Source organism: Pseudomonas sp. MEJ086, assembly GCF_030209025.1.
In the GTDB taxonomy this organism is placed as follows: domain Bacteria; phylum Pseudomonadota; class Gammaproteobacteria; order Pseudomonadales; family Pseudomonadaceae; genus Aquipseudomonas; species Aquipseudomonas fulva_A.
In genome coordinates, this window is the sequence record NZ_JARVSV010000002.1 from 50,623 (window position 1) to 72,035 (window position 21,413).

Below are 21,413 nucleotides of genomic sequence, written 5' to 3' on the forward strand. Positions count from 1 at the left end.
ATGAGCGATTCGATTGTCAGGGGCGAGCGCCTGGGGCGTGGCGCTCCGTCGTTGGTCGCATTGCTGGTGCGCCTGTTGTTGCCGATAGCCTTCCTGGCGGTGCTGACGTTCTTTGCCGTGAAGGCGCCGGGCTTCCTCAGTTCGGGCAATCTGACCAGCCTGCTGCTGAACAACTTCGTGTTGCTGGCCATCGTCGCGGTGGGCATGACCTATGCCATCGCGGCCGGGGGCATCGATCTGTCGGTGGGCACGGCGCTGGATTTTTCGGCACTGGCCTTCGTGGTTCTGCTCAATGCCGGTCACGGATTCAGCGTCGCGGTGCTGGGGGCACTGCTGGCCGGCAGCCTTACCGGCCTGTTCAATGCCGGACTGATCGCGGGGCTGGGCATTTCCCCGTTTCTGGCCACGCTGGGCACGTTGTTCATCGGCACCAGCGTGCAGCAACTGCTGTCGGAGGGCGGACAACCGATTTACCTGGCGGCCGCCGTGCGACCTGGTGCTCTCGTCGATCCCTTGCTGGGGATTCCCTTGCCGCTGCTCCTGGTGGCGTTGCTGGCCCTGGTGTATGGCGTGCTGCTGGCGCGCGGGCGCTTTGGTCGTGAGGTTCTGGCGTTGGGTACTCAGCCTCTGGTCGCTCGCTACTCGGGGCTGTGCCTGTCGCGCGTCGCTGCGCTGGTGTTCATCGCCAGTGCATTCGCCAGTGCGGTGGCTGGCATCGTGCTGACGATGTCGGTGAACGCCTACGTACCGATGTCCGGCAATGCCTTTCTGATGAATGCCATTGGCGCGGTGTTCATCGGAACCACGCTGAACCGCCGGGGGCGGGCGAATATCGCTGGCACGCTGCTGGGGGTTCTGTTCCTCAACGTCACGGCCAATGGCCTGTTGCTGATTGGCTGGAATTTCTACTGGCAGCAGGTCGCGACCGGTGCGCTGATTCTGCTGGTGCTGGTATTCAGCTTCATCAGCCGCCGCCTGGTTCAGGCGCGCTGAGGTGACCCGCGGCGGGTGACCGTTGCGTGGTCACGCCGAGCGGGCTATGTTGCCCGCCCATTCGGGGCGGCTTTGCCGGCTGCGAAGCTGGAAGATGTTGCCTGAGCCGTTGAAGGAACCCCATGCAGGTATCACCGTTGGAGATCGCCGAAGTCGGTCCGCACGACATTGGCGCGGTAATCGATTTCGTCATGGCCGCCCGCGCGGAAATCTTTCCCATGCTCGATGCAAGGGTGCTGCCGGCAGATCTGCAGCACTTCGAGCGGGTCTACCTGAATGGGCAGGACGGTCGTTTCTGGCTGGCGCGCAGTGCGGGCGAAGTGGTCGCAGCCATTGGCTATCTGCCCTATGACCATCGTTTCGCGCAGCTCGATTATGTCGGGCGCCGGACCGTGGAAATCGTGCGTCTGTTCGTGGCTCCGCACTTGCGCCGTTGCGGTCTGGCCAAGGCGCTGTACGAGCGGCTGCGCGAGCACGCCGCTGCCGCCGGCGTGCAGGTACTTTATCTGCATACCCATCCCTTCCTGCCGGGGGCTATCCGCTTCTGGGAGCGGCAGGGCTTCGCTGTGGTGGATGTGGAAGCAGATCCGCTCTGGCAGACGACGCATATGCAATGTGTATTGCCCGCGTTGAGCTAGAGTCACCGCCCGTCGCGAGCTTGTTCGATGGGCGAGCGTCGCCTTGCCGGTGCGTGATCCGATGTCATCGGCCCGAGGCCATGGCATTGCCGGGCATCCCATCTGTTCCATAGGCCGACGATTCGCGCGGTGCACGCCGATTCACCTCCGAGGTAACCATGAACGCATCCACTTCACGCGAACACCACAGCCTGCCGCCCGCGCTGGTGCTGTTGTTCGCCTTCTGTTGCGGCGCCATCGTCGCCAATCTCTATTACGCCCAGCCGATCATCGAACTGATCGCTCCCTCGGTGGGCCTGTCGATGCACAAGGCCAGCCTGATCGTTTCCCTGACCCAGGTCGGTTACGCGGTAGGCCTGCTGTTTCTGGTGCCGCTGGCCGACCTGCTGGAGAACCGCCGGCTGATGCTGCTGACCACCCTGGCCGCGATGGTCTGCCTGCTGGCCGCTGGCTTGTCGTCATCGCCGGGCCTGTTTCTCGGCCTGTCGCTGCTGGTCGGCCTGAGTTCGGTGTCGGTGCAGATGCTGATTCCCCTGGCTGCCCATCTGGCGCCTGAGGCCACCCGTGGTCGCGTGGTGGGCAACATCATGGCCGGGCTGCTGCTGGGTATTCTGCTGGCGCGCCCGGTCGCCAGCCTGATCGCCGAATACTTCGGCTGGCGTGCGGTGTACTTTTGCGCGGCAGCGATGATGCTGGGCATCGTGGTGGTGATCGCCACCACCATTCCCCGTCATGCACCGGACAACCGTGGCCATTACGGTCAACTGCTGCTGTCGCTGTTCGGCCTGTTGCGGCGCTATTCGACGCTGCGTCAGCGGGCGTTGTATCAGGGCCTGATGTTCGCTTCGTTCAGCCTGTTCTGGACGCTGGCTCCCCTCGAACTGGTGCGCCATTACGGCTTCAGCCAGAGCCAGGTGGCGCTGTTCGCGCTGGTCGGCGCCATCGGGGCGATCGCCGCGCCGCTCGCGGGTCGCCTGGCCGATGCCGGCCATACCCGTCGTGCAACCCTGGTGGCCTTGACGCTCGCGCCGCTGTCTTTCGCGCTGACTCTGGCCAGCCCGCTGGCCGGAGTGATCGGCCTGGTGCTGTGTGCCGTGCTGCTGGATTTCGCCGTGCAACTGAACATGGTGCTGGGCCAGCGCGAGGTGTATGCCCTGGAGCAGAACAGCCGGGCGCGGCTCAATGCGCTGTACATGACCAGCATCTTCATTGGTGGCGCCACGGGTTCGGCGATCGCCAGCCCTATCTACGAAAGCTTCGGCTGGCAGGGCGCCGCGCTGATCGGTGGCGCGTTCCCGGCCCTGGCACTGCTGGTGGCGCTGTGCAATGGGCGCCAGGTTGAGCCGGAGCAGCGGGTGCTGTCCGGCAAGTAACGGGATGCTCAGAGCTGCGAGGTACGTACCACGCAGTCCGCCCGATCACGCAGGCGCGGGTTCAGTGCGGTGCCCAGGCCGGCGCCGGTCGGCGGCAGGATGAAGCCGTTCTGCACGACGGGCAGGGTGGTCACCAGGTCCTGATAGAAACCGGCCAGGTAGGCGCGCACCACTTCCTGGAAGATCGCGTTGGGGCTGGACAGCCCCAGGTGCAGCGAGGCCATCAGCACCACCGGCCCGGTGCAGTCGTGGGGGGCGATGGGTTTCTGGTAGGCCTCGGCCAGGGCAGCGACTTTCTTGGCTTCGCTGATGCCGCCGCACCAGGACAGATCCAGCATCACGTAGTCCAGCGCATCGGCGGCCAGCAGGTCGCGGAACGAACTGCGCGTCGCCAGGGTTTCGCTGCCGCACACCGGCAGGCCACTGAGGCGACGGTAATCGGCGAGGCCCTGCACGGAGTCCATCTTGATCGGGTCTTCGGACCAGAAGATGTTGTAGTCCTTCAGTTCACGGGCGATGGCCAGCGCCGTGGTGGTGTTCCACAACGAGTGGAATTCGCACATCAGCTCGATGCGGTCACCGACTGCCTTGCGGATTTTTTCGAAGGGTTCGAGGCCCTTCCTGATATCCGCCGAGCTGATGTACTGGCCGCCGCTGGCCATGGCGAAGGCATCGAAGGGCCAGATCTTCATGGCGCTGAAGCCGTCTTCGATCAGGCTCTGGGCCAGCTCGTCGGGGCATTCGATGAAGGCGACCTGGTCGTCGTAGCGTTCACTGACCCTGGCCTCGCCCTTGGCGATGGTGCGACGCTGTTCGCCGCCGGTGTTGAAATTGCCACCGGCGCAGGTGTTGTAGGCCCGCATGCTGTCGTGGGCGAGACCGCCGAGCAGCTGGTAGATGGGCTGGTTCACCGCCTGGCCGAAGATATCCCAGAGGGCGATATCCAGCGCCGAGGCCGCGCGGGTTTCCACGCCGGAACCATTGAAACCGAGGTAGCCGCGCAGCAGGGTCTTGCTGTGCCGTTCGATCTGCAACGGGTCCTTGCCCAGCAGCATGCCGGCGGAGATCGAGTGGATGTAGGCCTCCACGGCCTCCGAGCCGCGAAAGGTCTCGCCGAGACCGACCTGGCCGTCGTCGGTATGCACCTCGACCCAGATCAGGTTGGGCAGGCTCTTCAGGCGGGTGGTGTCGATTCTGGTAATTTTCATGAGCTGTCCTCAAGCCTCGCCGTAGACGACGTTATGCAGCTTCTCGCCACTTTTCAGACGCCTGATATTGGCGGCGATGAAGGCGTAGCGGCGTTCGAACAGGCCATGGGTCCAGCCGGAGATGTGCGGCGTGCAGAAGGCGTTGGGCAGCTCCTCGAAGCGGTGTCGGGCCGGCGCCACGCTGTCGCTGCTGCCTGCCGGATAGGCGTACCAGACATCGAGAAACGCCTTGGCGATCTGCCTGTCGAGCAGGGCCTGATAGAGCGCGTCTTCGTCGACCACCGCAGCGCGAGCGATATTGATCAGCACGGCGTCCTCTTTCATGGCCTGGAACTGATCTGCGCCGAACGAGCCCCGGGTTTCATCATCGAGCGGGCACGACAACACCACGTAGTCGGCGCGGGGCAGGATTTCGTTGATCTGCGATGGCGTGTACGCCTCATGGCACGGGCCCTTCAACTGGCCGTTGAGGGCGCGGGAGGAGAGGGCGATGACCTTCAGCCCGAAGGCCTGGGCACGTACCGCCACGGCCTGGCCGATGCGCCCGAAACCAACGATCAGGACGGTTTTGCCATACAGCTCGCCGCGTGGCTTGCGGCCCAGGTAGGCGGATGCGAAACGCTCGCTGTCGAAGCTGGCACGGGCGGCGGCCAGGCCCACTTCATGTTCGAGCATGCTCGCCAGGGCATATTCGGCCATGGGGATTTCGTGCTCGAACACGTTGCAGGCCACACTGCCTGCGGGCATCAGCGAAAAATCGATGCCATCCAGGCCCGCACCTGGGACATGGAGCAGGCGAAAGCGCGGTACTTCGGCCTTGTTCGGGCGTTTGAAGCGCATGGCGACGAGCACATCGGCACCGTCGATCTGCTCGTCCCACTCCGGCGATTCGTGAGCTTCCCGCGGCAAGGCCACGTAGTCGGCTTCGAAGCCCAGTTCGGCGGCGATTTCATCGCGGTGGGTGGCGGCTTCGCCGACCATGACGATCTTCATGCGTGCTTCTCCTGTATCGCGGTCATGCCTGTGCGAGCGTCCATCTGGACGCTCGCGAATGACGGTTCTCGTTCGTGGATGCGCCTGAACGATTTTATGGTAGCGCAACCATTTTGCGACTCACCGTAGTGCATGGCGGACGAGGCTGACAAGTGGATTTTCTCCGTTAGCCAGGCTTCAACGGGCGGCAAGCCCTCTGCAACGAGGGTTTGCAGGGAAGCGTCGAGTTAGCGAGTGCTTTGCCGGTCTATCAGTCGATAGCCGATATCGCGCTGCACGATCTCATCACCGTTACCCAGCAAGCGATCGAGCAGGGCGCTGGCGGCGGCATCGCCCATGACCTTGCCATCGATCTTCACGGTCGACAGCGCGGGGTGGGTATGGGCAGCGAAGTTCATGTCGCCGAACCCCATCACCGCCACTTCTTCGGGCACACGGATGCCCTGTGCCAGCGCTTCGGTCAGCACGCCGTGGGCGAGGGTGTCCGAGCTGCAGACCACCACCAGCGGCCGTGCCGGGTTGGCGAGCAGTTTGCGCAGACCGCTGCGGCCATGCTCCAGCGTCGGTACGCCCTCGATGCGTTCGCCCGTCACCTCGTGTATGCCATTGGCCTGCAGCTCTTCGACGAAGGCATTGAGCCGTCGTTGGCCACGTGGATCGTTGACCCCCAGGGTGGCGAAGTCGGCGTAGCCCTTGCCCAGCAGATGGCGGGCTACATCGCGGCCGATATCTTCATGGCAGAAGCCCACCAGCATGTCGATGGGGTCGCTGGTCAGGTCCCAGGTTTCCACCACGGGAACCCCCACGGCGCGCAGTCGGCGGCGGCTGGCTTCGGTGTGCAGGGTACCGGTGAGGATGATGCCGTCCGGCCGGCGACTGAGGATCACTTCGAGCAGTTCCTGCTCCTGATCGGGCTGGTAGCCGGACATACCCAGCAGCACCTGATAGCCGGATTGGCTCAGGCGGTCGGCGATGGCCTGGAAGGTGTCGGAGAAGATCGGGTTGGTGAGGATGGGGACGATCACTGCGACCAGATGGCTGCGATTGCTGGCCAGGGCGCCGGCCACCAGATTGCGCACGTAACCGGTGTCCTCGATGGCCTTGCGCACCTTGAGCAAGGTCGCCTTCTTGACGTGATCGGGGTTGTTGAGTGCCCGTGACACGGTCATCGGCGCCACACCCGCTGCCTTGGCCACATCGATCAGGGTTACCCCTTGCGTCGACCTGCCACTGTTTCCTGCTCCCTTGACCGCCATAACACTTCCACGTCGATTGAGGGGGCATCCTAACAGTGCCAGCGCGCCCTGGTCATGCCGTGATTGCCTTTTGCCAGCCCCGGCAACCGGCAGCGCATGCCGAGCTTCCTGCGTTGGCCGATCTACCGGGTGTTGAGGAACCTGCCCGATTCACCGCGGTCTTTCAGCAGTCGGCCAAACCGGGCGAGAGGCATGGCGTTGCGCCAGTTACGCGACCCTGCTGAGCCCCACAACAATTCATCTGGCCGACGTTAGCGCGCTGTGTCGCATTGTGTTCCACCGCCGAGTGAAGATCGTTTTTATGTCCCTAGCCCGCCCGTTTTCCGCATCCTTTTCCCTGCCGCCACTTCGCGTGCTCGGGGCTTCACTGCTGTCCGGTCTGCTGCTGATCGCGGCACCGGCCCACTCACAACAGACCAGCGATGACGTGCGCTGGGTCAGCGACAGTCTGAACACCTACGTGCGCAGTGGCCCGACCGATGGCTACCGCATTGTCGGCACCCTGAGTTCCGGCATGCGTGTGCAACTGCTGCGCACCCAGGGCGATTACAGCCAGGTTCGCGGCGAGAACGGCGATGCCGTATGGATCGCCAACCGTGACCTGCAAGAGGTGCCCGGCCAGGCCGAGCGGCTGCCGGCGCTCGAGCAGAAGGTGACCGAGTTGAGCACCGAGCTCGAAGGCATCAACGACACCTGGAAAACCCGCGTGCAAGGCATGCAGGAGACCCTGGATTCGCGCAAGACCCTGATCGACGAGCTCGAGGCCAGCCGCAGCGCGCTGGATATCGAGTTGAGTCAGGCGCGTTCGGAGCTGCGTGAAGCCCAGGCTCAGTTGGGCAGCGAGCAGAAGGAAGTGCTGATGCGCTACATGATCTACGGCGGCAGCATCGCCGGTGCCGGCCTGCTGGCTGGCCTGATCCTGCCGACCATGTTCCGGGTTCGTCGCAAGCGCAACGATCAGTGGGTGTGATGGCGGCCTGACGACAGGTCGCGGCGTGAGTCGAAGGCCTCGATGCCGCTGCGTTGTGCGGCGGCCGACGCCGGAGCAGGTCGGGCTAGCTGCCGTCGGTCAGGCGCAAGACACACGCCCGGAACAGTTTCTGGGCTGGGGATTGCCGGGAACCATAGCGGGAAATCAGCACCAGATCCCGGTGGAACGCCTTGTCTTCGAGGGGAACGATCTGCACCTTCGCCGGGTTCTCGACCCACAGGCCCGCTCGCGGAATGAGTGAGATACCCAGGCCGCTTTCGACCATTTTCACGATCGCGTCCAGCTCATCCAGCTCCAGCACCTGACGGGGCTGGATCCTGTGCTTGCGGATGAACTGGGTGACCAGCCTGCCGCCGAAGGAACTGCGGTCGTAGCGGACGAAAGCATGCTCGGTCAGCATCTTCAGTGGGTCCTTGATCGTCGTCCCCAGGGGGGCGATCAGCACGAACTGTTCGCTTTCGACCAGCTCCAGCTCAAGCTCCTTGGGCAATTGGAACGGCGGGCGGATGATGATGGCCAGATCGATTTCGCCGCTGTCTACCTGGTTGAGCAGATCCAGCGAGACTCCGGGAACCAGCTTGGCTTCGATGCCGGGGGCCTTTTCGCGCAATTTCAACAGGATCGCCGGCATCCGGCACGACTGCACGGTGCTGATGGCGCCGATGCGCAGCTCGCCACGATAATCCTCGATCCGCTCGGGGGTGCCCATCAGGCTGAACTGTTCCAGGATCTTTTCCGCCAATGGCACGGCACGGGCGCCTGCCTGATTGAGTGTGGCGGTGCGCCCGGTGCGATCGAAGAGCGACAGCCCGACCGCGTCCTCTAGGTTCTTGATCTGCGCGCTGACCGCCGATTGGGTAAGGCCCACCTGCTTGCCCGCTGCAGCGAAAGTACCGCAACGAACGACAGTCAAAAAGGTTTTCAATTCGCGCAGCATATCGGTCCATTGATCGAAATTATTTGAGCTCGAATCAAAAGATATCCGCTTTCCAGGCACAGCGGCAAGCGTCAACATGGTCACCAGAAAAACATGCCAGAGGATGACCAACCGTGAGCCTTTCCCCTTTTCACCTCGCTATTCCCGTTTATGACCTGCCCGCCGCACGCACCTTTTACGGCGACGTGTTCGGGCTGCCAGAAGGCCGCTCTTCGGATCATTGGGTGGACTTCGATTTCTACGGCCACCAGTTGGTGATCCACGAGCACCCCAAGACCGCGTCCCAGGAGTCCGCGCACACCAACGCCGTGGACGGTCACAACGTACCGGTCCCGCACTTCGGCATCATCCTCGGCTGGGAGGAGTGGGAAGCGCTGGCGGACCGTCTGCGTGCCCGCGAAACCCAGTTCGTGATCGAACCCTACGTACGCTTCAAGGGCCAGGTCGGCGAGCAGGCCACCATGTTCCTCTTCGACCCGTGCGGCAACGCGCTGGAGTTCAAGGCGTTCAAGGACATGAGTCTGCTGTTCGCCAAGTAAGCATCCAGAGCTGGCCACCAAGCGCAGCCCGGGTCCGTGGCCCGGGCTGCGTTTCGCGCAGCCGCAGGCTCAAGAAAGCGCTCAGCCTCCGTTCATCTCGGCAGCCACCGCCGCCCGAATGGCTTCCAGCAGCATCATGCAGGCCGGGTTGTCGTTGTTGCTGCGCCAGGTCAGGTGCAGCTCGCTCTGAATGCCGTCGCCCAGGTCGATCTCGCGAAAGGTCACGTCCTTGAACACCACGTTGGTGGCGCAGCGCGGCACCAGGGCCAGGCCCATACCGGCGTTGACCAGCGCCAGAATGGTCAGCGACGACCCCAGCCACTGCACGTATTCCGGAGCCACTCCGGCCGAGCGGAACATGCCGGTGAGCAGTTCGTTGAAGGGTGGATAGGCGGCATGGGAATACATCAGAAACGGGGCACCATCGAGGTCCTCGACCCTGACGCGGGCCGTGTTGGCCAATGGATGCTGACTCGGGATGGCCAGCACGAACGGCTCACGCACTAGGCACTCGTTTTCGTAACCTGGTTGCAGCAATGGCTGGCGCACGATACCCAGGTCGATACGGCGGGTGCGTAGGGCTTCGTGCTGCTGGTGGGTATTCATCTCGCTCAGGGAGATCTTCACCTGGGGTTGATTGAGCCGCGCCTCGGCGATCACCTTGGGCAGGAATTCGTACACCGCGCTGCCGACGAAACTGATGCTCACCGAACCGATATCGCCTGCCGCGAAGCGCCGTGCCGAGGCGGCTGCCTGATGGGCACGTTCGAGGAGATGCTGGGCTTCGATGAAAAACGCCCGGCCAGCGGCGGTGAGCGCGACGCTGCGCGTGCTGCGGGTAAACAGCTCGACCCCGAGGCTGTGCTCGAGCAACTGGATCTGCCGGCTCAGCGGTGGCTGGGTCATGTTCAGCCGTTCGGCGGCACGGCGAAAGTTGAGTTCGGTGGCGACGGTGGTGAAGCAGCGCAGTTGAGCGAGCTCGAACATTGATTTAATCCGGGTATCAATCCAATACCAATCTAGATTAGACGGGATCAATGCCCGCGTACATGATCGGCGTATCCCACAAAAACAATGATCGGGAGTCGCCCAATTGAATAACGTCCAGAGTTCAGCCGACCCGCAGGTTGTCGCCCGCGCGGTCTCGAAAGTGAAACGCCACGTCTTGCCGCTGTTCGTGGTCATGTTCATCGTCAACTACATCGACCGGGTGAACATCGGCTTCGTCCGCAGCCACCTGGAAACCGATCTGGGTATCGGTGCCGCGGCCTACGGCCTGGGTGCCGGCCTGTTCTTCATCGGCTACGCGCTGTTCGAAGTGCCGTCGAACATGCTCCTGCAGCGCTACGGTGCCAAGGTGTGGCTGACCCGCATCATGTTCACCTGGGGCATCGTCGCCACCGCGATGGCTTTCGTGCCCAACGAAACCTGGTTCTACATCCTGCGCTTCCTGCTCGGCGTCGCCGAGGCCGGCTTCTTCCCGGGCGTGGTGTATTACTTCACCAAATGGCTGCCCGCCGGTGAGCGTGGCAAGGCCATGGCCATCTTCCTCAGTGGCTCGGCCATCGCGTCGATCATCTCCGGCCCGCTGTCCGGCCTGCTCTTGCAGATCGATGGTCTGGGCATGAAGGGCTGGCAGTGGATGTTCTTCATCGAGGGCATGTTCTCGGTCGTGCTGTGCGGTTTCGTGTGGTTCTGGCTGGATTCGCTGCCCAAGGACGCCAAATGGCTGACCCGTGAGGAAAGCCAGGCGCTGACCGACTGCATCGATGAAGAGCAGCGCCAGCGCCAACTGGCAGCAGGGGAGACCGGCGCGGTCAAACACTCGGTGTTCAAGCTGCTGCGCGACCCGCAGATCATGCTGTTCTGCTTCCTGTACTTCTCGATCTCGCTGACCATTTACGGCTGCACCTTCTGGCTGCCGAGCATCATCCGCTCCATGGGCGGGCTGGATGATATGCAGGTTGGCCTGTTCAACTCGGTGCCGTGGATCATCTCGGTGGCCGCCATGTACGCCTTCGCCAGCCTGGCTGCGCGCTACAAATGGCAGCAGGCATGGGCCTCGGCCGCTTTCGTGATCGCCGCGTTCGGACTGTTCATGTCCACCACCGGCGGGCCGATCTTCTCCTTCATCGCCATCTGCTTCGCGGCCATTGGCTTCAAGGCGGCGTCTTCACTGTTCTGGCCGATTCCCCAGGCCTACCTGGATGCGCGTATCGCCGCAGCGGTGATCGCCCTGATCAACTCGGTGGGCAGCCTGGGCGGCTTCGTGGCCCCGGCTACCTTCGGTTACCTCGAAGAGCACACCGGCTCCATCGAAGGCGGCCTGATCGGTCTGGCCGTGGTTTCGCTGATCGCCGGCATCCTGGTGTTCATGACCAAGACCAGCAAAAGCGCCAAAGGCAGCGGCAACGGTGTGAGCCCCAAACCGGCGGCGTCGCCAGCCTGAGACAACGTCTGCGTCGGCCCGACCGGCGCAGTAATCCTGCAAGATTCAAGGAGTTCCAATCATGAGGATCAAACACGTACGCGTAACGCCGATTGCGTTCCGTGACGCACCGCTGCTCAACGCCAGCGGTATCCATGAACCCTACGCCCTTCGTTCGATCATCGAAGTGGAAAGCGACAACGGCTACATCGGTCTCGGTGAAAGCTATGGCGATGCGCCGGTGCTCAGCGTGTTGCAGGCCATGCAGGAGTCGCTGGTCGGGCTCGATCCGTTCGACCTCAACGGCTTGCGTGCCCGTGTGGTGAAAACCGTCGCCGCTTTGAAGCCAGGCACTGCTGGCGCCGAGCTGGCCCCTGGCTCGCACCCGAGCAAGCAGGTAGCGAACGCCTATTCGGCCTTCGAAGTGGCCTTTCTCGATTTGCAGGCCCGTTCTCTGGGCATGCCTCTGGTCGATCTGCTGGGTGGCGCGGTGCGCGACGAGGTGCCGTTCAGCGCCTACCTGTTCCTCAAGTACGCCGAGCATGTGGGTTCGCCCTACAAGCCGGACCGCTGGGGGGAGGGCATCAGCCCCGAGCAGATCGTTGCCCAGGCCCGCACCATGATCGAGGAGAACGGCTTCAAGAGCATCAAGCTCAAGGCGGGTACCTTGCTCGGCCCGGAACACGAGGTCGCCTGCATCAAGGCGCTGCGTCAGGCGTTCCCCGGCACGCCGCTGCGTATCGACCCCAACGGCAACTGGTCGGTGGAAACCTCACTGCGCATGGCCGAGCTGATGGGCGATGACCTGCAGTATTACGAAGACCCTTGCCCCGGACTGGAAGGCATGGCCGAGGTGCACAAGCGCACCGGCATTCCCCTGGCGACCAACATGGTGGTCACCGATTTCGACGAGTTCCGCCGCAGCGTGGCGCTGAACAGCGTGCAGATCGTGCTCGCCGATCACCACTATTGGGGCGGCCTGCGTGATACGCAGATCCTCGCGCGCATGTGCGACACCTTCGGTCTGGGCGTGTCCATGCACTCCAACTCGCACCTGGGGATCAGCCTGATGGCCATGACCCACGTGGCCGCCGCCGTTCCGAACCTGTCCTACGCCTGCGATACCCATTACCCCTGGCAGGAGCCTGATGAGGAAGTGATCAAGGGCGGCAAGCTGCCGATCGTCGATGGCTGCGTGAAGGTCACCCGCACACCCGGCCTGGGCGTCGAGCTGGATTACGATCAACTGGCCAAGCTCAATGACCAGTACCTGACCTGCGGCATTCGTTCGCGTAACGACGTGACCCAGATGCAGAAGTACGACCCGAGCTGGAAAGCGCTCAAGCCGCGTTTCTGACGTGACGGCGCATGGCTTCTGCATTGAAGCCATGCGGCTCTGCTACTGGTTCACGATTTCTTCTATGTAGCCCACGGCCTGCCCGACCGGGATGGTGAAAATGCCGCCTTCGCCTGCGTCGAACGCGGCTTTCCAGTGCCCGTAACCCTCGGAAATATCAGGCATGGGTGCGCCCGAGCTGATCAGCTGCGTCACGCTGCTCTGCAATGCGGCCTCGCCAATGGGAAGGTGAGGCAGGTCGGTCTGCAGGCCACCTTCAATATTTGGATTCCTGAGTTTCAGGCCGTCCAGGGCAATGTGGTAGATCGGCCCGAGCGTCTCGTGCCGATCGATCTGCACGATATAAAGCTGCGAAGACTCTTCCCCCGCTCGCGTCTGGTAATGCCAGACCTGGCCCTCTTGAACGTGTTCCGCTGCAGATGCCGACATGGCCAACTCCGCTATCAATGAAATGACTGTAGGTTTCAAAGGGCAGGATCCGGGAACGGCAGTTCATCCTGGGAGACGCTGGGTTGTGCGACCCATTTCTGTTCCTGGCGGTAAAAATCCGCCTGTGTCTCACTGCTGCCGGCGCCCATTACCACTGCTACGGTGCAGGCGATCTGCCCCTCGTGTTCGGCCTCGACTGCGGGGATGCAGGTACCCAGCTTTACGCTGGCCTGCCCGCCGAGCTCATCAACAAGTTGCATCATCTCCAGAATTGCCTGGGTCGCTTGCTCCGGTGACGGGCGCGGCAGCTCCTGAGCAGGCAGGATGGTGGTGACAAACAGGGAAGTGAATAGCAGGGTCGTACGGGTTGTCTTGAGCATGATCGGTCCTTGTGGGTGCTCTGCGGTCGGGGGGTATTGCACGGTGCGTTTCGGTGTCAGGGCTCGATGAGCAGCTCTCGCGCTTCACGGCAACTGATCACCTGCGCGTATTCGCCGTGCAGGTTGGCCAGCGCCATGGCATGCACGTCATCGGCGCTGCGCAGCACACCGTTATAGTCGGTCTTGGCAAAGGTAAAGCAGCCATCGGCCACCACGTAGGTGCTGAAACCCAGATTACCCGCCGTGCGTGCGCTTGCTTCCACGGAGTTGTTGGTGCTGACACCGACGATCACCGGCGACCTGATATCCCTCACCCGCAGCCAGCGCTCCAATCCCGAATTGATAAAGGCATCCGGCACGTTCTTCTCGACCACGTGCTCGCCAGGTAAAGGATGCAACGCAGGCTGAAACTCGACGCCAAATTGCCCAGGCGCGAAGGGTGAGCCGGGCGACCTGGATATGTGGCGAACGTGCACGATTGGCGCTTGCGCCTCTCGCCAGGCCAGCAGAAGTTCTGCCACGCGCGCCGGCGCTTCGGGATTGTTGCGCTGCCCGGCGGCCGCCTCGAGCATGCCGCGTTGCATATCGATGATGATCAGAGCCGGTAGCGGCATGGGTGAAACCTCGCTTTCGGGCGTTTGGGCACTTTTGCGCAGATGGCTCATCTATAGCGTATGGACCAATGATCCCGATATTGCATCTTGCACGACAGAAACATGGTCACCGTGCAGGATGCATAGTTCAATTACTTTTTAAATAAAAATAATCTTTATAAATCAATAGCTTAGTTTTTATCAGAAGCTGGCATGCACTCTGCAATATCCCTCTCATAAAGAAACACCACATAGAGGGTACGAGCCATGCAATACGCCATCCAGCAGCTGATCGAAAATCTCCCGGACCATGTAGTCGATTTCAAGAAGCGCCCCGATGGGATGTTGCTGATGACGTTGCGCAAGGACGATGAAGTGGTGTTCGTGAAGGCGATCGATCGCCAGACCGTATTCTGCGAAACCCGCGTGCAGGCGCTGCTGCATGAAATCATGCGCGACAGCAAGCTGATCAGCGGCGAGATCAACTGGAAGGGGCAGGGCGCTCAGTGGATCGACCGTACCCTGCCGACCTTCACCGGCGCGCCGATCAACCCGACTGCAGCCAAGATGATGTGGGCTCGTCGTACTCGCGACGGCGGCTATCGCGCCACTGCATAACTGCAGAGTGTGACCACCCGAACCCCGCCTAGGCGGGGTTTTTCACCTCTGCAACGGGGCGTTTGAAGTGCTGCGACAAGCAGCCAGCGCCCCGGATAGGGCGCCGGCCGCAGCCGGTCAGCCGGCCAGCACGCTGTCTACCAATGCCTTGGCTTCTTCCTGAATGCGTTGCAGATGGGCATCGCCCTCGAAGCTTTCGGCGTAGATCTTGTAAACGTCTTCGGTACCGGAGGGGCGAGCGGCGAACCAGCCGTTGTCGGTGACCACCTTCAGCCCACCGATGGCCGCGCCGTTGCCCGGTGCCTCGGTGAGAATCGCGGTGATCGGCTGGCCAGCCAGCTCGCTGGCGGTCACCTGAGAGGCGGACAGTTTGCCGAGGCGAGCCTTCTGTTCGCGGTCGGCGGGGGCGTCGATGCGCTGGTAGACGGGGGCGCCGAAACGCTCGGTCAGCGCCTGATAGCGCTCGCCAGGGTCCTTGCCCGTTACCGCGGTGATCTCCGCCGCCAGCAGGCCGAGGATGATGCCGTCCTTGTCGGTGGACCAGGCGCTGCCGTCCTTGCGCAGGAACGAAGCCCCCGCGGACTCTTCACCACCAAAGCCGAAGCGGCCTTCGATCAGCCCGTCGACGAACCACTTGAAGCCCACCGGCACCTCGACCACTTCGCGGCCGATGCCCTTGGCGACCCGGTCGATCATCGAGGAAGACACCAGGGTCTTGCCGATGGCCGCCTGGGCAGCCCACTGCGGACGGTGGGTGAACAGGTATTCGATGGCCACGGCCAAGTAGTGATTGGGGTTGAGCAGACCCACCGAGCGGGCGACGATGCCGTGGCGGTCGTGGTCGGTGTCGCAGGCGAAGGACACGTCGAAGCGGTCCTTGTTCTCGATCAGGCCGGCCATGGCATGGGGCGAGCTGCAATCCATGCGGATCTTGCCGTCCCAGTCGACGCGCATGAAGCGGAAGGTCGGATCGATGCGCGTCGATAGCACCTCGAGCGGCAGGCCGTAGCGTTCCGCGATGCGTGTCCAGTAGTGCACGCCTGCGCCGCCCAGCGGATCGACCGCGAACTTCAGGCCTGAGCCGCGAATCGCCTGCAGATCGAGTACCTGCTCGAGATCGCCGACGTAATGCTCGATGAAGTCGTAACGCTGGGTGGTCGGTGCTTTCAGGGCGCTGGCGTAGTCGATGCGCTGTACGCCCTTGAGGCCAGCCACGAGCAGTTCGTTGGCACGCTCTTGAATCCACTTGGTGACGCCGGTGTCAGCCGGGCCCCCGTTGGTCGCGTTGTACTTGAAGCCACCGTCGGCAGGCGGGTTGTGCGACGGGGTGATGACGATACCGTCGGCCAGGCCGCTGCTGCGCCCGCGATTGTAGTCGAGGATCGCCTTGGAGATCGCCGGGGTCGGCGTGTAACCGGGTTCGCCAGCGGTTTCGCTGCAGCCGGCATCGATACGGGTTTCGATGCGGTTGGCGGCCAGGACTTCCAGTGCCGAGACGAACGCCGGCTCGGACAGCGCATGGGTGTCCATGCCGATGAACAGCGGGCCGTCGATGCCCTGGCCGCGACGGTAATCGCAGATCGCCTGGGTCACGGCGAGGATGTGCCATTCGTTGAAGCTGTTCTTCAGGGAAGAGCCGCGGTGGCCGGAGGTGCCGAACGCCACCTGCTGTGCGGGGGCGCTCGGGTCCGGACGTTCGCTGTAGTAGCGTGATACCAGGCGCGGCAGATTGGCCAGGCTGTGCTCGTCGGGAAGGCGTCCCGCATTGCTGTGGATGCTCATCAATCGTTCCTTTGATGGGATGGAGGGGCCAGGTGGCAGCGCACCGGACATCGGACTCGGGGGTTCGACACCGCAGCGGTGGCCTGGAGTTCCCCATACTCGTGGTCGCGGATGATAAAGACTGCAGAATAAAGCGCCAGTGCCTTCGCTGGCATGGCGTTCGAGGGGCTTGCGCACCCTCGAACGTTCCGTCTGTCGGCAATAGATATTGTTCATGAGCGCAATACTGTCACTTTGCTATTGTCTAGTTGCGCCCCTCCAAAAAATGGGTGGCGTGTCCCGCTGGGCCGACAGGGAGTGGTTGGTTAATACGCTCTAGTCATTCGGTGCCGCCATGAACCTTCGTGATTTCAATATCGCCCCCCGTGCCGCTTTCTGTTTCGCCCTCATTACTTTGCTGGTCGTCGTGCTGGGGGCGTTCTCGCTGTTCAAACTGGGTGACCTGTACGAGGCCGAGCAGGACATCGAAGCCAACTGGATGGTGAGCATTCAGGCCACCGGCGAGATGCAGAAGGATCTGCTCAACATTCGCCTGGAAACCCTGCGGCTGCTTGCCGTTGGCGAGAGCGCCGGGCAGAAGTCGATCGACGAAAGTGCCGCGCAGAACTATCGCACCGCTCTGCAGCAGGCCCTGCAGCAGTATGGTGAAAAACTGGTCTCGAGCCCTGCCGAACGAAGCCTTTTCGACAATGTGCGCACCAGCACGCAAACCTATCTGACCGGTCAGCAGCAGATCATCGACCTGCTGCATCAGAAGCAGGTGCCCCAGGCCCTGGACCTGGCCAACGGCCAGGTGCGCAATGACGGCACCGCGCTGCAGCAACGGCTCGACGAGCTGACCGCCTATAACATGCAGGGTGCCAAGCAGGCCGGGATCACCGCCAGCAAGACCTACGACCATGGCCGCACCGGGGTGCTGGTAACCATCTCCATCGCCGTGCTGCTGACGGTGTTGCTGGCGACCCTGCTGACACGTTCCATCGCCGCACCGATCAATGAAGCGCTGCTGAGTGCCGAGACCATCGCCTCCGGTGACCTGACCCGCTCCGTGCAGGTCAGCGGCAAGGACGAGGCAGGGCGTCTGCTGGCCGCCCAGGCGACCATGCGCAAGAACCTCAACGATGCCATTCGCCAGATCAGTGAGTCCTCCACGCAACTGGCTGCGGCCGCCGAGGAAATGGCCTCGGTGACCGAGGAGAGCACCCGTGGCCTGCAGAACCAGAACGCCGAGATCGACCAGGCCGCCACTGCCGTGACGCAGATGAGTGCGGCGGTAGAGGAGGTGTCGCGCAATGCCAGTGGTGCTTCCGACGCGGCGCGTGATTCGACGCTCTCGGCGAATGCCGGCAACCAGCATGTGGCGCGCACCGTGGCGGCGATCCGGCAGCTGTCGGGCAACGTGGTGGAGGCGTCCGATCAGGTCCAGGGGCTTGCCAACCAGGCGCGCGATATCAGCAAGGTGCTCGACGTGATTCGTAACGTCGCCGAGCAAACCAACCTGCTGGCGCTCAACGCAGCCATCGAGGCCGCCCGAGCCGGTGACCATGGCCGTGGTTTCGCCGTGGTGGCGGACGAGGTCCGCGGCCTGGCTCATCGCACCTCGGCCTCCACCCAGGAAATCGAACAGATGATCGCCGCGATCCAGGCAGGCACCGAAAAGGCCGTGCTGGCCATGCGCAACAGCAGCCAGGAGGCGACCAACACCCTGCAGGTCGCCGATGAGGCGCGCAACGCCCTGGGGCAGATCGTCGATGCCATCGGCATGATCAACGAGCGCAACCTGCAGATCGCCACCGCTTCGGAGCAGCAGGCCCATGTGGCTCGTGAAGTCGACCGTAACCTGGTGAGCATCCGCGACCTGTCGATCCAGAGCGCTTCGGGCGCCGATCAGACATCCGCGGCGTGCAACGAACTGGCGCGACTGGCTCAGGGGTTGAATACGCTGGTCGGACGTTTCAGGCTGAGCGCCTGATCCGGCAGGTTCGGGATGGCGGCTCGGGGCCATGGCCAATGAGCCGCCAGCCTGGCTATGATGCAGGCCATGAGCCTATCGACGCCAATCCGCCATCCCTGTCCGCCTGGCGCTTGCGACTGCGAGCGTGAACGACTGCTGGAAACCACCAGTGGTGACCAGCGCATCCTGATGCTGACCAGGGCTGAGGAAAAGCGTCTGCTCGAGCGCCTGGAGAATCTCGCCAGCCTGGAAGACCTCGAGCGCATGCAGCAGCGCATGTTCGAGCAACTGGGCATTCGCGTTGACGTTGCCCCTGGCTTCAACGAAGTACGCAGCATGCGCGGTATCGCCATCGAGGTAACGACCTTCCCGGGTCTGTGCCGCAAGACCCGCCAGGCCATTCCTGCGGCCATCCGCCGGGCTCTGGAGCGGCGCCCGGAAATCGCCTACGCACTGCTCAACGCCCACGACCTGTTTCGCGATCTGTAGGGTCTGTTGACGTTTCAGCTCGAGCCGTTACTGCGAGAAACCTCGCGAGGCAGAAGGTGATCGCGACCGCCAAACGGGCGACTGACCCATCCCGTGATCAACTCCCTGTGCTCATAGCGTTTTCCGGGATGCCGGCAACGACTGGTAGCGGTGTTCGAAGTCATTGGCGAGATCGGCCACGCTGATCGCGCCCAGGCGCTGCAGCAGCAACGCCTGGGCCTCGTCGAAGGCTTGGCTGAGGGCATCGTTGACCGCCTGCTCGACCAGGCATTGAGGGTGGTCGGTGGCCAGGCCGATGCTGAAGATCGACTGCGCTCCCAGCGCCTGGTGGATGTCCAGCAGGGTGATCTGCTGCAGCGGCTTGGCCAGTGCCCAGCCACCGTTGTGGCCCTTGTCCGAGGTCACGTAACCCTTTTCGCGCAGCAGACCCATGGTGCGACGTACCACCACGGGATTGGTCTCGAGCATCCTGGCGATGGTTTCCGACGTGGTGCGCTGCTGGTGGCGATCCATATGGATCAACACGTGCAGCATGCGCGAGAGTCGGGTGTCGTTCCTCATTGAATTCTCCTGGCCGGGGCGGTGGCCCGTTACGTAATGAACCATGTTACGAGTATTGACCCGAATCCTTCATGTAACTCATGATGTTTCGTGATGGCCGCGGGCGAGCCGAGGTCGACACACGGGAGTTAATTCATGAGCCATGACGTGATCATCGTCGGAGGTAGTTACGCGGGATTGTCCGCCGGCCTGCAACTGGTAAGGGCGCGTCGCCGCGTATTGGTGATCGACGCTGGCAAGCGACGCAATCGCTTTGCCGAACATTCCCACGGTTTTCTCGGGCAGGACGGTCGGCCACCGGCGGAGATCGCCGCCGATGGTCGTGCCGAGTTCATGGATTACCCGACAGCCGACTGGCTGACTGACAGTGCCACCAGCGTGCAGCGCGAAGGCGAAGGCTTCGTGGTCGGGGTGCGAAGCGGCGCACGCTTGCCTGCTCGTCGCCTGATTCTCGCGGGCGGCGTGCGTGATGAACTGCCAACCATCCCTGGTCTTGTCGAACGCTGGGGGCGAAGCATCTTTCATTGCCCGTATTGCCACGGCTACGAGCTGGATCAAGGGCGTATCGGCGTGCTGGCCGCTTCCGAGCTGTCCATGCACCATGCCCTGATGCTGCCGGACTGGGGCCATACCACGCTGTTCACCAACGGGGCTTTCGTGCCCAGTGCCGAGCAATGGGGTCAGCTGGCCAATCGCGGTGTGGTCGTGGAGCCTGAGCCGGTGCGGGCGATCAGCGGCGAGCGGGCGAACGTGCACCTGGGGGACGGCCGCGAGGTCGCGCTGGATGGTCTGTTCACCCTGACCCGCACGCATCTGGACAGCCCGCTGGTCGACCAGCTTGGCTGTCAGCTCACGGCAGGGCACACCGGCTCCTACATACAGGTGTCGGAGATCCAGGAAACCAGCGTTCCCGGCGTGTTCGCCTGCGGCGATGCAGCGCTGCCTGCGGGCTCGGTGGCCCTGGCGGTAGGCTCTGGTGCGCGAGCGGGTACCGGCGCGCACGCTTCGCTGATGTTCCGCTGATAGCCACCACGCGGTGCCCCCGGGTCAGGCCACGAGTCGCCCTCAGCGCGAACTCCATGGGCGTGGCGCTTGCACGGCAAGGCCACCATCCTCGGTCCCCAGGCTCCGATCAGCCGCAAGAGGTATTCACGAACGGATGGCGGAGGGTTTTAGAGAGCGTCGTGGGAGCGCTCGACAACCAGGCGCAGATCAATGCAATCGGTTATGTCGCAGGGTAGAGTGGTACCGCTCTGCTAGCGCCCGTGACGCTGCCAGCTGCGTCGTTACTTTCCATGCAGGTCATCGATGAGCCTTTTGCCGACAACGCCACTATTGGCTTTCCCTGATACCCCTCGTGCCTGGCTGCCCGTGCAGGTGAGCCAATGATCCGCCCGTTGCTGCTACTGCTGACGCTGTTGGCTGCGGGCCTGGCTCACGCCGAGGCGGACGTGGCCACGGGGGAGGCGCTGTTCAAGCGCAACTGTGGCAATTGCCACAAGGTCGGGCAGGGAGCCCGAGCCGCGTTCGGCCCGCAGCTCAACGGCATCATTGGGCGAACCGCGGGCTCCACAACCGACTACCGCTATTCGCCAGCCATGAAGGACTCCGCCGTGGTCTGGAGCCCGGAGACCCTGAGTGCCTTCATCAAGGACTCCGAGGCGGTGGTACCCGGCAACAAGATGCGCTTCTGGGGCATCGGCGATCAGGACAAGATCGACAGCCTGCTGCTTTATCTGCAAACCCAGCCGGCGCAATGAGGTTGCTGCAATCCTCGCCGGCCCGGCCACCTCGCCAGCCATCTCGCCATTCAGACTGAACAAAGCCCAGCCCACCGGCTCTGAAACAGAAGTGCAGGCCAACCAGGCTGTTTGAAAACCACTGCGCTCGGTCA

General features: G+C 63.0%; 22 protein-coding genes. 12 read left to right on the forward strand and 10 right to left on the reverse strand.

Annotated features, from left to right (window positions below):
* The 3 genes from QRN22_RS00595 to QRN22_RS00605 all read left to right on the forward strand — a co-directional run bounded on the left by QRN22_RS00595 (position 1) and on the right by QRN22_RS00605 (position 3,004).
* Positions 1 to 993, forward strand: coding sequence for an ABC transporter permease (locus tag QRN22_RS00595; protein ID WP_042552798.1), 993 nt, complete (start codon positions 1 to 3; stop codon positions 991 to 993).
* Positions 994 to 1,115: 122 nt separating this feature from the next.
* Positions 1,116 to 1,631 (forward strand): GNAT family N-acetyltransferase, encoded by a 516-nt coding sequence (locus QRN22_RS00600; RefSeq protein WP_042552799.1) that lies wholly within the window; start codon positions 1,116 to 1,118, stop codon positions 1,629 to 1,631.
* Between the two features lie 158 nt (positions 1,632 to 1,789).
* Positions 1,790 to 3,004, forward strand: a complete 1,215-nt coding sequence (locus QRN22_RS00605; RefSeq protein WP_042552800.1) for an MFS transporter — start codon at positions 1,790 to 1,792, stop codon at positions 3,002 to 3,004.
* Positions 3,005 to 3,012: 8 nt separating this feature from the next.
* Here QRN22_RS00605 and QRN22_RS00610 read toward each other — a convergent pair whose 3' ends face one another.
* From QRN22_RS00610 to QRN22_RS00620, 3 genes are all read right to left on the reverse strand, one after another.
* Entirely contained in the window at positions 3,013 to 4,212 is a 1,200-nt protein-coding gene (locus QRN22_RS00610; RefSeq protein ID WP_042552801.1) for a mandelate racemase/muconate lactonizing enzyme family protein, read from the reverse strand.
* Positions 4,213 to 4,221: 9 nt separating this feature from the next.
* Positions 4,222 to 5,205: a 2-hydroxyacid dehydrogenase gene (locus QRN22_RS00615; RefSeq protein ID WP_042552802.1), complete on the reverse strand. Its 984-nt coding sequence runs from the start codon at positions 5,203 to 5,205 to the stop codon at positions 4,222 to 4,224.
* Between the two features lie 227 nt (positions 5,206 to 5,432).
* Positions 5,433 to 6,461 carry a LacI family DNA-binding transcriptional regulator gene (locus tag QRN22_RS00620; RefSeq protein WP_042552803.1) on the reverse strand — a complete coding sequence of 343 codons (1,029 nt, stop codon included), beginning with the start codon at positions 6,459 to 6,461 and terminating at the stop codon, positions 5,433 to 5,435.
* Positions 6,462 to 6,762: 301 nt separating this feature from the next.
* Here QRN22_RS00620 and QRN22_RS00625 point away from each other — a divergent pair, with 301 nt between their 5' ends.
* Positions 6,763 to 7,431 (forward strand): TIGR04211 family SH3 domain-containing protein, encoded by a 669-nt coding sequence (locus tag QRN22_RS00625; protein ID WP_042552804.1) that lies wholly within the window; start codon positions 6,763 to 6,765, stop codon positions 7,429 to 7,431.
* A gap of 85 nt (positions 7,432 to 7,516) precedes the next feature.
* Here the strand turns inward: QRN22_RS00625 and QRN22_RS00630 are convergent, their stop codons facing one another.
* Positions 7,517 to 8,389, reverse strand: coding sequence for a LysR family transcriptional regulator (locus QRN22_RS00630; protein WP_042552805.1), 873 nt, complete (start codon positions 8,387 to 8,389; stop codon positions 7,517 to 7,519).
* Positions 8,390 to 8,502: 113 nt separating this feature from the next.
* Here QRN22_RS00630 and QRN22_RS00635 point away from each other — a divergent pair, with 113 nt between their 5' ends.
* Positions 8,503 to 8,928, forward strand: coding sequence for a VOC family protein (locus QRN22_RS00635; RefSeq protein ID WP_042552806.1), 426 nt, complete (start codon positions 8,503 to 8,505; stop codon positions 8,926 to 8,928).
* A gap of 81 nt (positions 8,929 to 9,009) precedes the next feature.
* Here the strand turns inward: QRN22_RS00635 and QRN22_RS00640 are convergent, their stop codons facing one another.
* Positions 9,010 to 9,915 carry a LysR family transcriptional regulator gene (locus QRN22_RS00640; protein ID WP_042552807.1) on the reverse strand — a complete coding sequence of 302 codons (906 nt, stop codon included), beginning with the start codon at positions 9,913 to 9,915 and terminating at the stop codon, positions 9,010 to 9,012.
* A gap of 106 nt (positions 9,916 to 10,021) precedes the next feature.
* On the opposite strand from QRN22_RS00640, the gene QRN22_RS00645 reads away from it, so the two are divergent.
* Positions 10,022 to 11,377, forward strand: coding sequence for an MFS transporter (locus QRN22_RS00645; protein ID WP_042552808.1), 1,356 nt, complete (start codon positions 10,022 to 10,024; stop codon positions 11,375 to 11,377).
* Positions 11,378 to 11,438: 61 nt separating this feature from the next.
* Positions 11,439 to 12,713, forward strand: coding sequence for a glucarate dehydratase family protein (locus QRN22_RS00650; RefSeq protein ID WP_042552809.1), 1,275 nt, complete (start codon positions 11,439 to 11,441; stop codon positions 12,711 to 12,713).
* 42 nt (positions 12,714 to 12,755) lie between these two features.
* Here the strand turns inward: QRN22_RS00650 and QRN22_RS00655 are convergent, their stop codons facing one another.
* Genes QRN22_RS00655 through QRN22_RS00665 form a run of 3 tightly spaced genes read right to left on the reverse strand, consistent with a single transcriptional unit; the run spans position 12,756 to position 14,136 of the window.
* Positions 12,756 to 13,142 carry a hypothetical protein gene (locus QRN22_RS00655; protein ID WP_042552810.1) on the reverse strand — a complete coding sequence of 129 codons (387 nt, stop codon included), beginning with the start codon at positions 13,140 to 13,142 and terminating at the stop codon, positions 12,756 to 12,758.
* A gap of 35 nt (positions 13,143 to 13,177) precedes the next feature.
* Complete coding sequence (locus QRN22_RS00660; protein WP_052493754.1) at positions 13,178 to 13,522, reverse strand: hypothetical protein; 345 nt, start codon at positions 13,520 to 13,522, stop codon at positions 13,178 to 13,180.
* A 56-nt stretch (positions 13,523 to 13,578) separates the two neighbouring features.
* Complete coding sequence (locus tag QRN22_RS00665) at positions 13,579 to 14,136, reverse strand: cysteine hydrolase family protein (protein ID WP_042552892.1); 558 nt, start codon at positions 14,134 to 14,136, stop codon at positions 13,579 to 13,581.
* Between the two features lie 246 nt (positions 14,137 to 14,382).
* Here QRN22_RS00665 and QRN22_RS00670 point away from each other — a divergent pair, with 246 nt between their 5' ends.
* Complete coding sequence (locus tag QRN22_RS00670; RefSeq protein ID WP_052493755.1) at positions 14,383 to 14,733, forward strand: hypothetical protein; 351 nt, start codon at positions 14,383 to 14,385, stop codon at positions 14,731 to 14,733.
* Between the two features lie 117 nt (positions 14,734 to 14,850).
* On the opposite strand, the gene pgm is transcribed toward QRN22_RS00670, so the two are convergent.
* Positions 14,851 to 16,515: a phosphoglucomutase (alpha-D-glucose-1,6-bisphosphate-dependent) gene (gene pgm / locus QRN22_RS00675; RefSeq protein WP_042552811.1), complete on the reverse strand. Its 1,665-nt coding sequence runs from the start codon at positions 16,513 to 16,515 to the stop codon at positions 14,851 to 14,853.
* A gap of 334 nt (positions 16,516 to 16,849) precedes the next feature.
* Between pgm and QRN22_RS00680 the strand changes: the two genes are divergently transcribed.
* Both QRN22_RS00680 and QRN22_RS00685 read left to right on the forward strand, forming a co-directional pair.
* Positions 16,850 to 18,487, forward strand: a complete 1,638-nt coding sequence (locus tag QRN22_RS00680; RefSeq protein WP_042552812.1) for a methyl-accepting chemotaxis protein — start codon at positions 16,850 to 16,852, stop codon at positions 18,485 to 18,487.
* Between the two features lie 69 nt (positions 18,488 to 18,556).
* Positions 18,557 to 18,958: a hypothetical protein gene (locus tag QRN22_RS00685; RefSeq protein ID WP_042552894.1), complete on the forward strand. Its 402-nt coding sequence runs from the start codon at positions 18,557 to 18,559 to the stop codon at positions 18,956 to 18,958.
* A gap of 111 nt (positions 18,959 to 19,069) precedes the next feature.
* On the opposite strand, the gene QRN22_RS00690 is transcribed toward QRN22_RS00685, so the two are convergent.
* Complete coding sequence (locus QRN22_RS00690; RefSeq protein WP_042552813.1) at positions 19,070 to 19,519, reverse strand: Rrf2 family transcriptional regulator; 450 nt, start codon at positions 19,517 to 19,519, stop codon at positions 19,070 to 19,072.
* Between the two features lie 135 nt (positions 19,520 to 19,654).
* Here QRN22_RS00690 and QRN22_RS00695 point away from each other — a divergent pair, with 135 nt between their 5' ends.
* Complete coding sequence (locus QRN22_RS00695; protein ID WP_042552814.1) at positions 19,655 to 20,542, forward strand: NAD(P)/FAD-dependent oxidoreductase; 888 nt, start codon at positions 19,655 to 19,657, stop codon at positions 20,540 to 20,542.
* 362 nt (positions 20,543 to 20,904) lie between these two features.
* Entirely contained in the window at positions 20,905 to 21,279 is a 375-nt protein-coding gene (locus tag QRN22_RS00700) for a c-type cytochrome (RefSeq protein ID WP_042552815.1), read from the forward strand.
* The last annotated feature ends 134 nt before the right edge of the window (positions 21,280 to 21,413 follow it).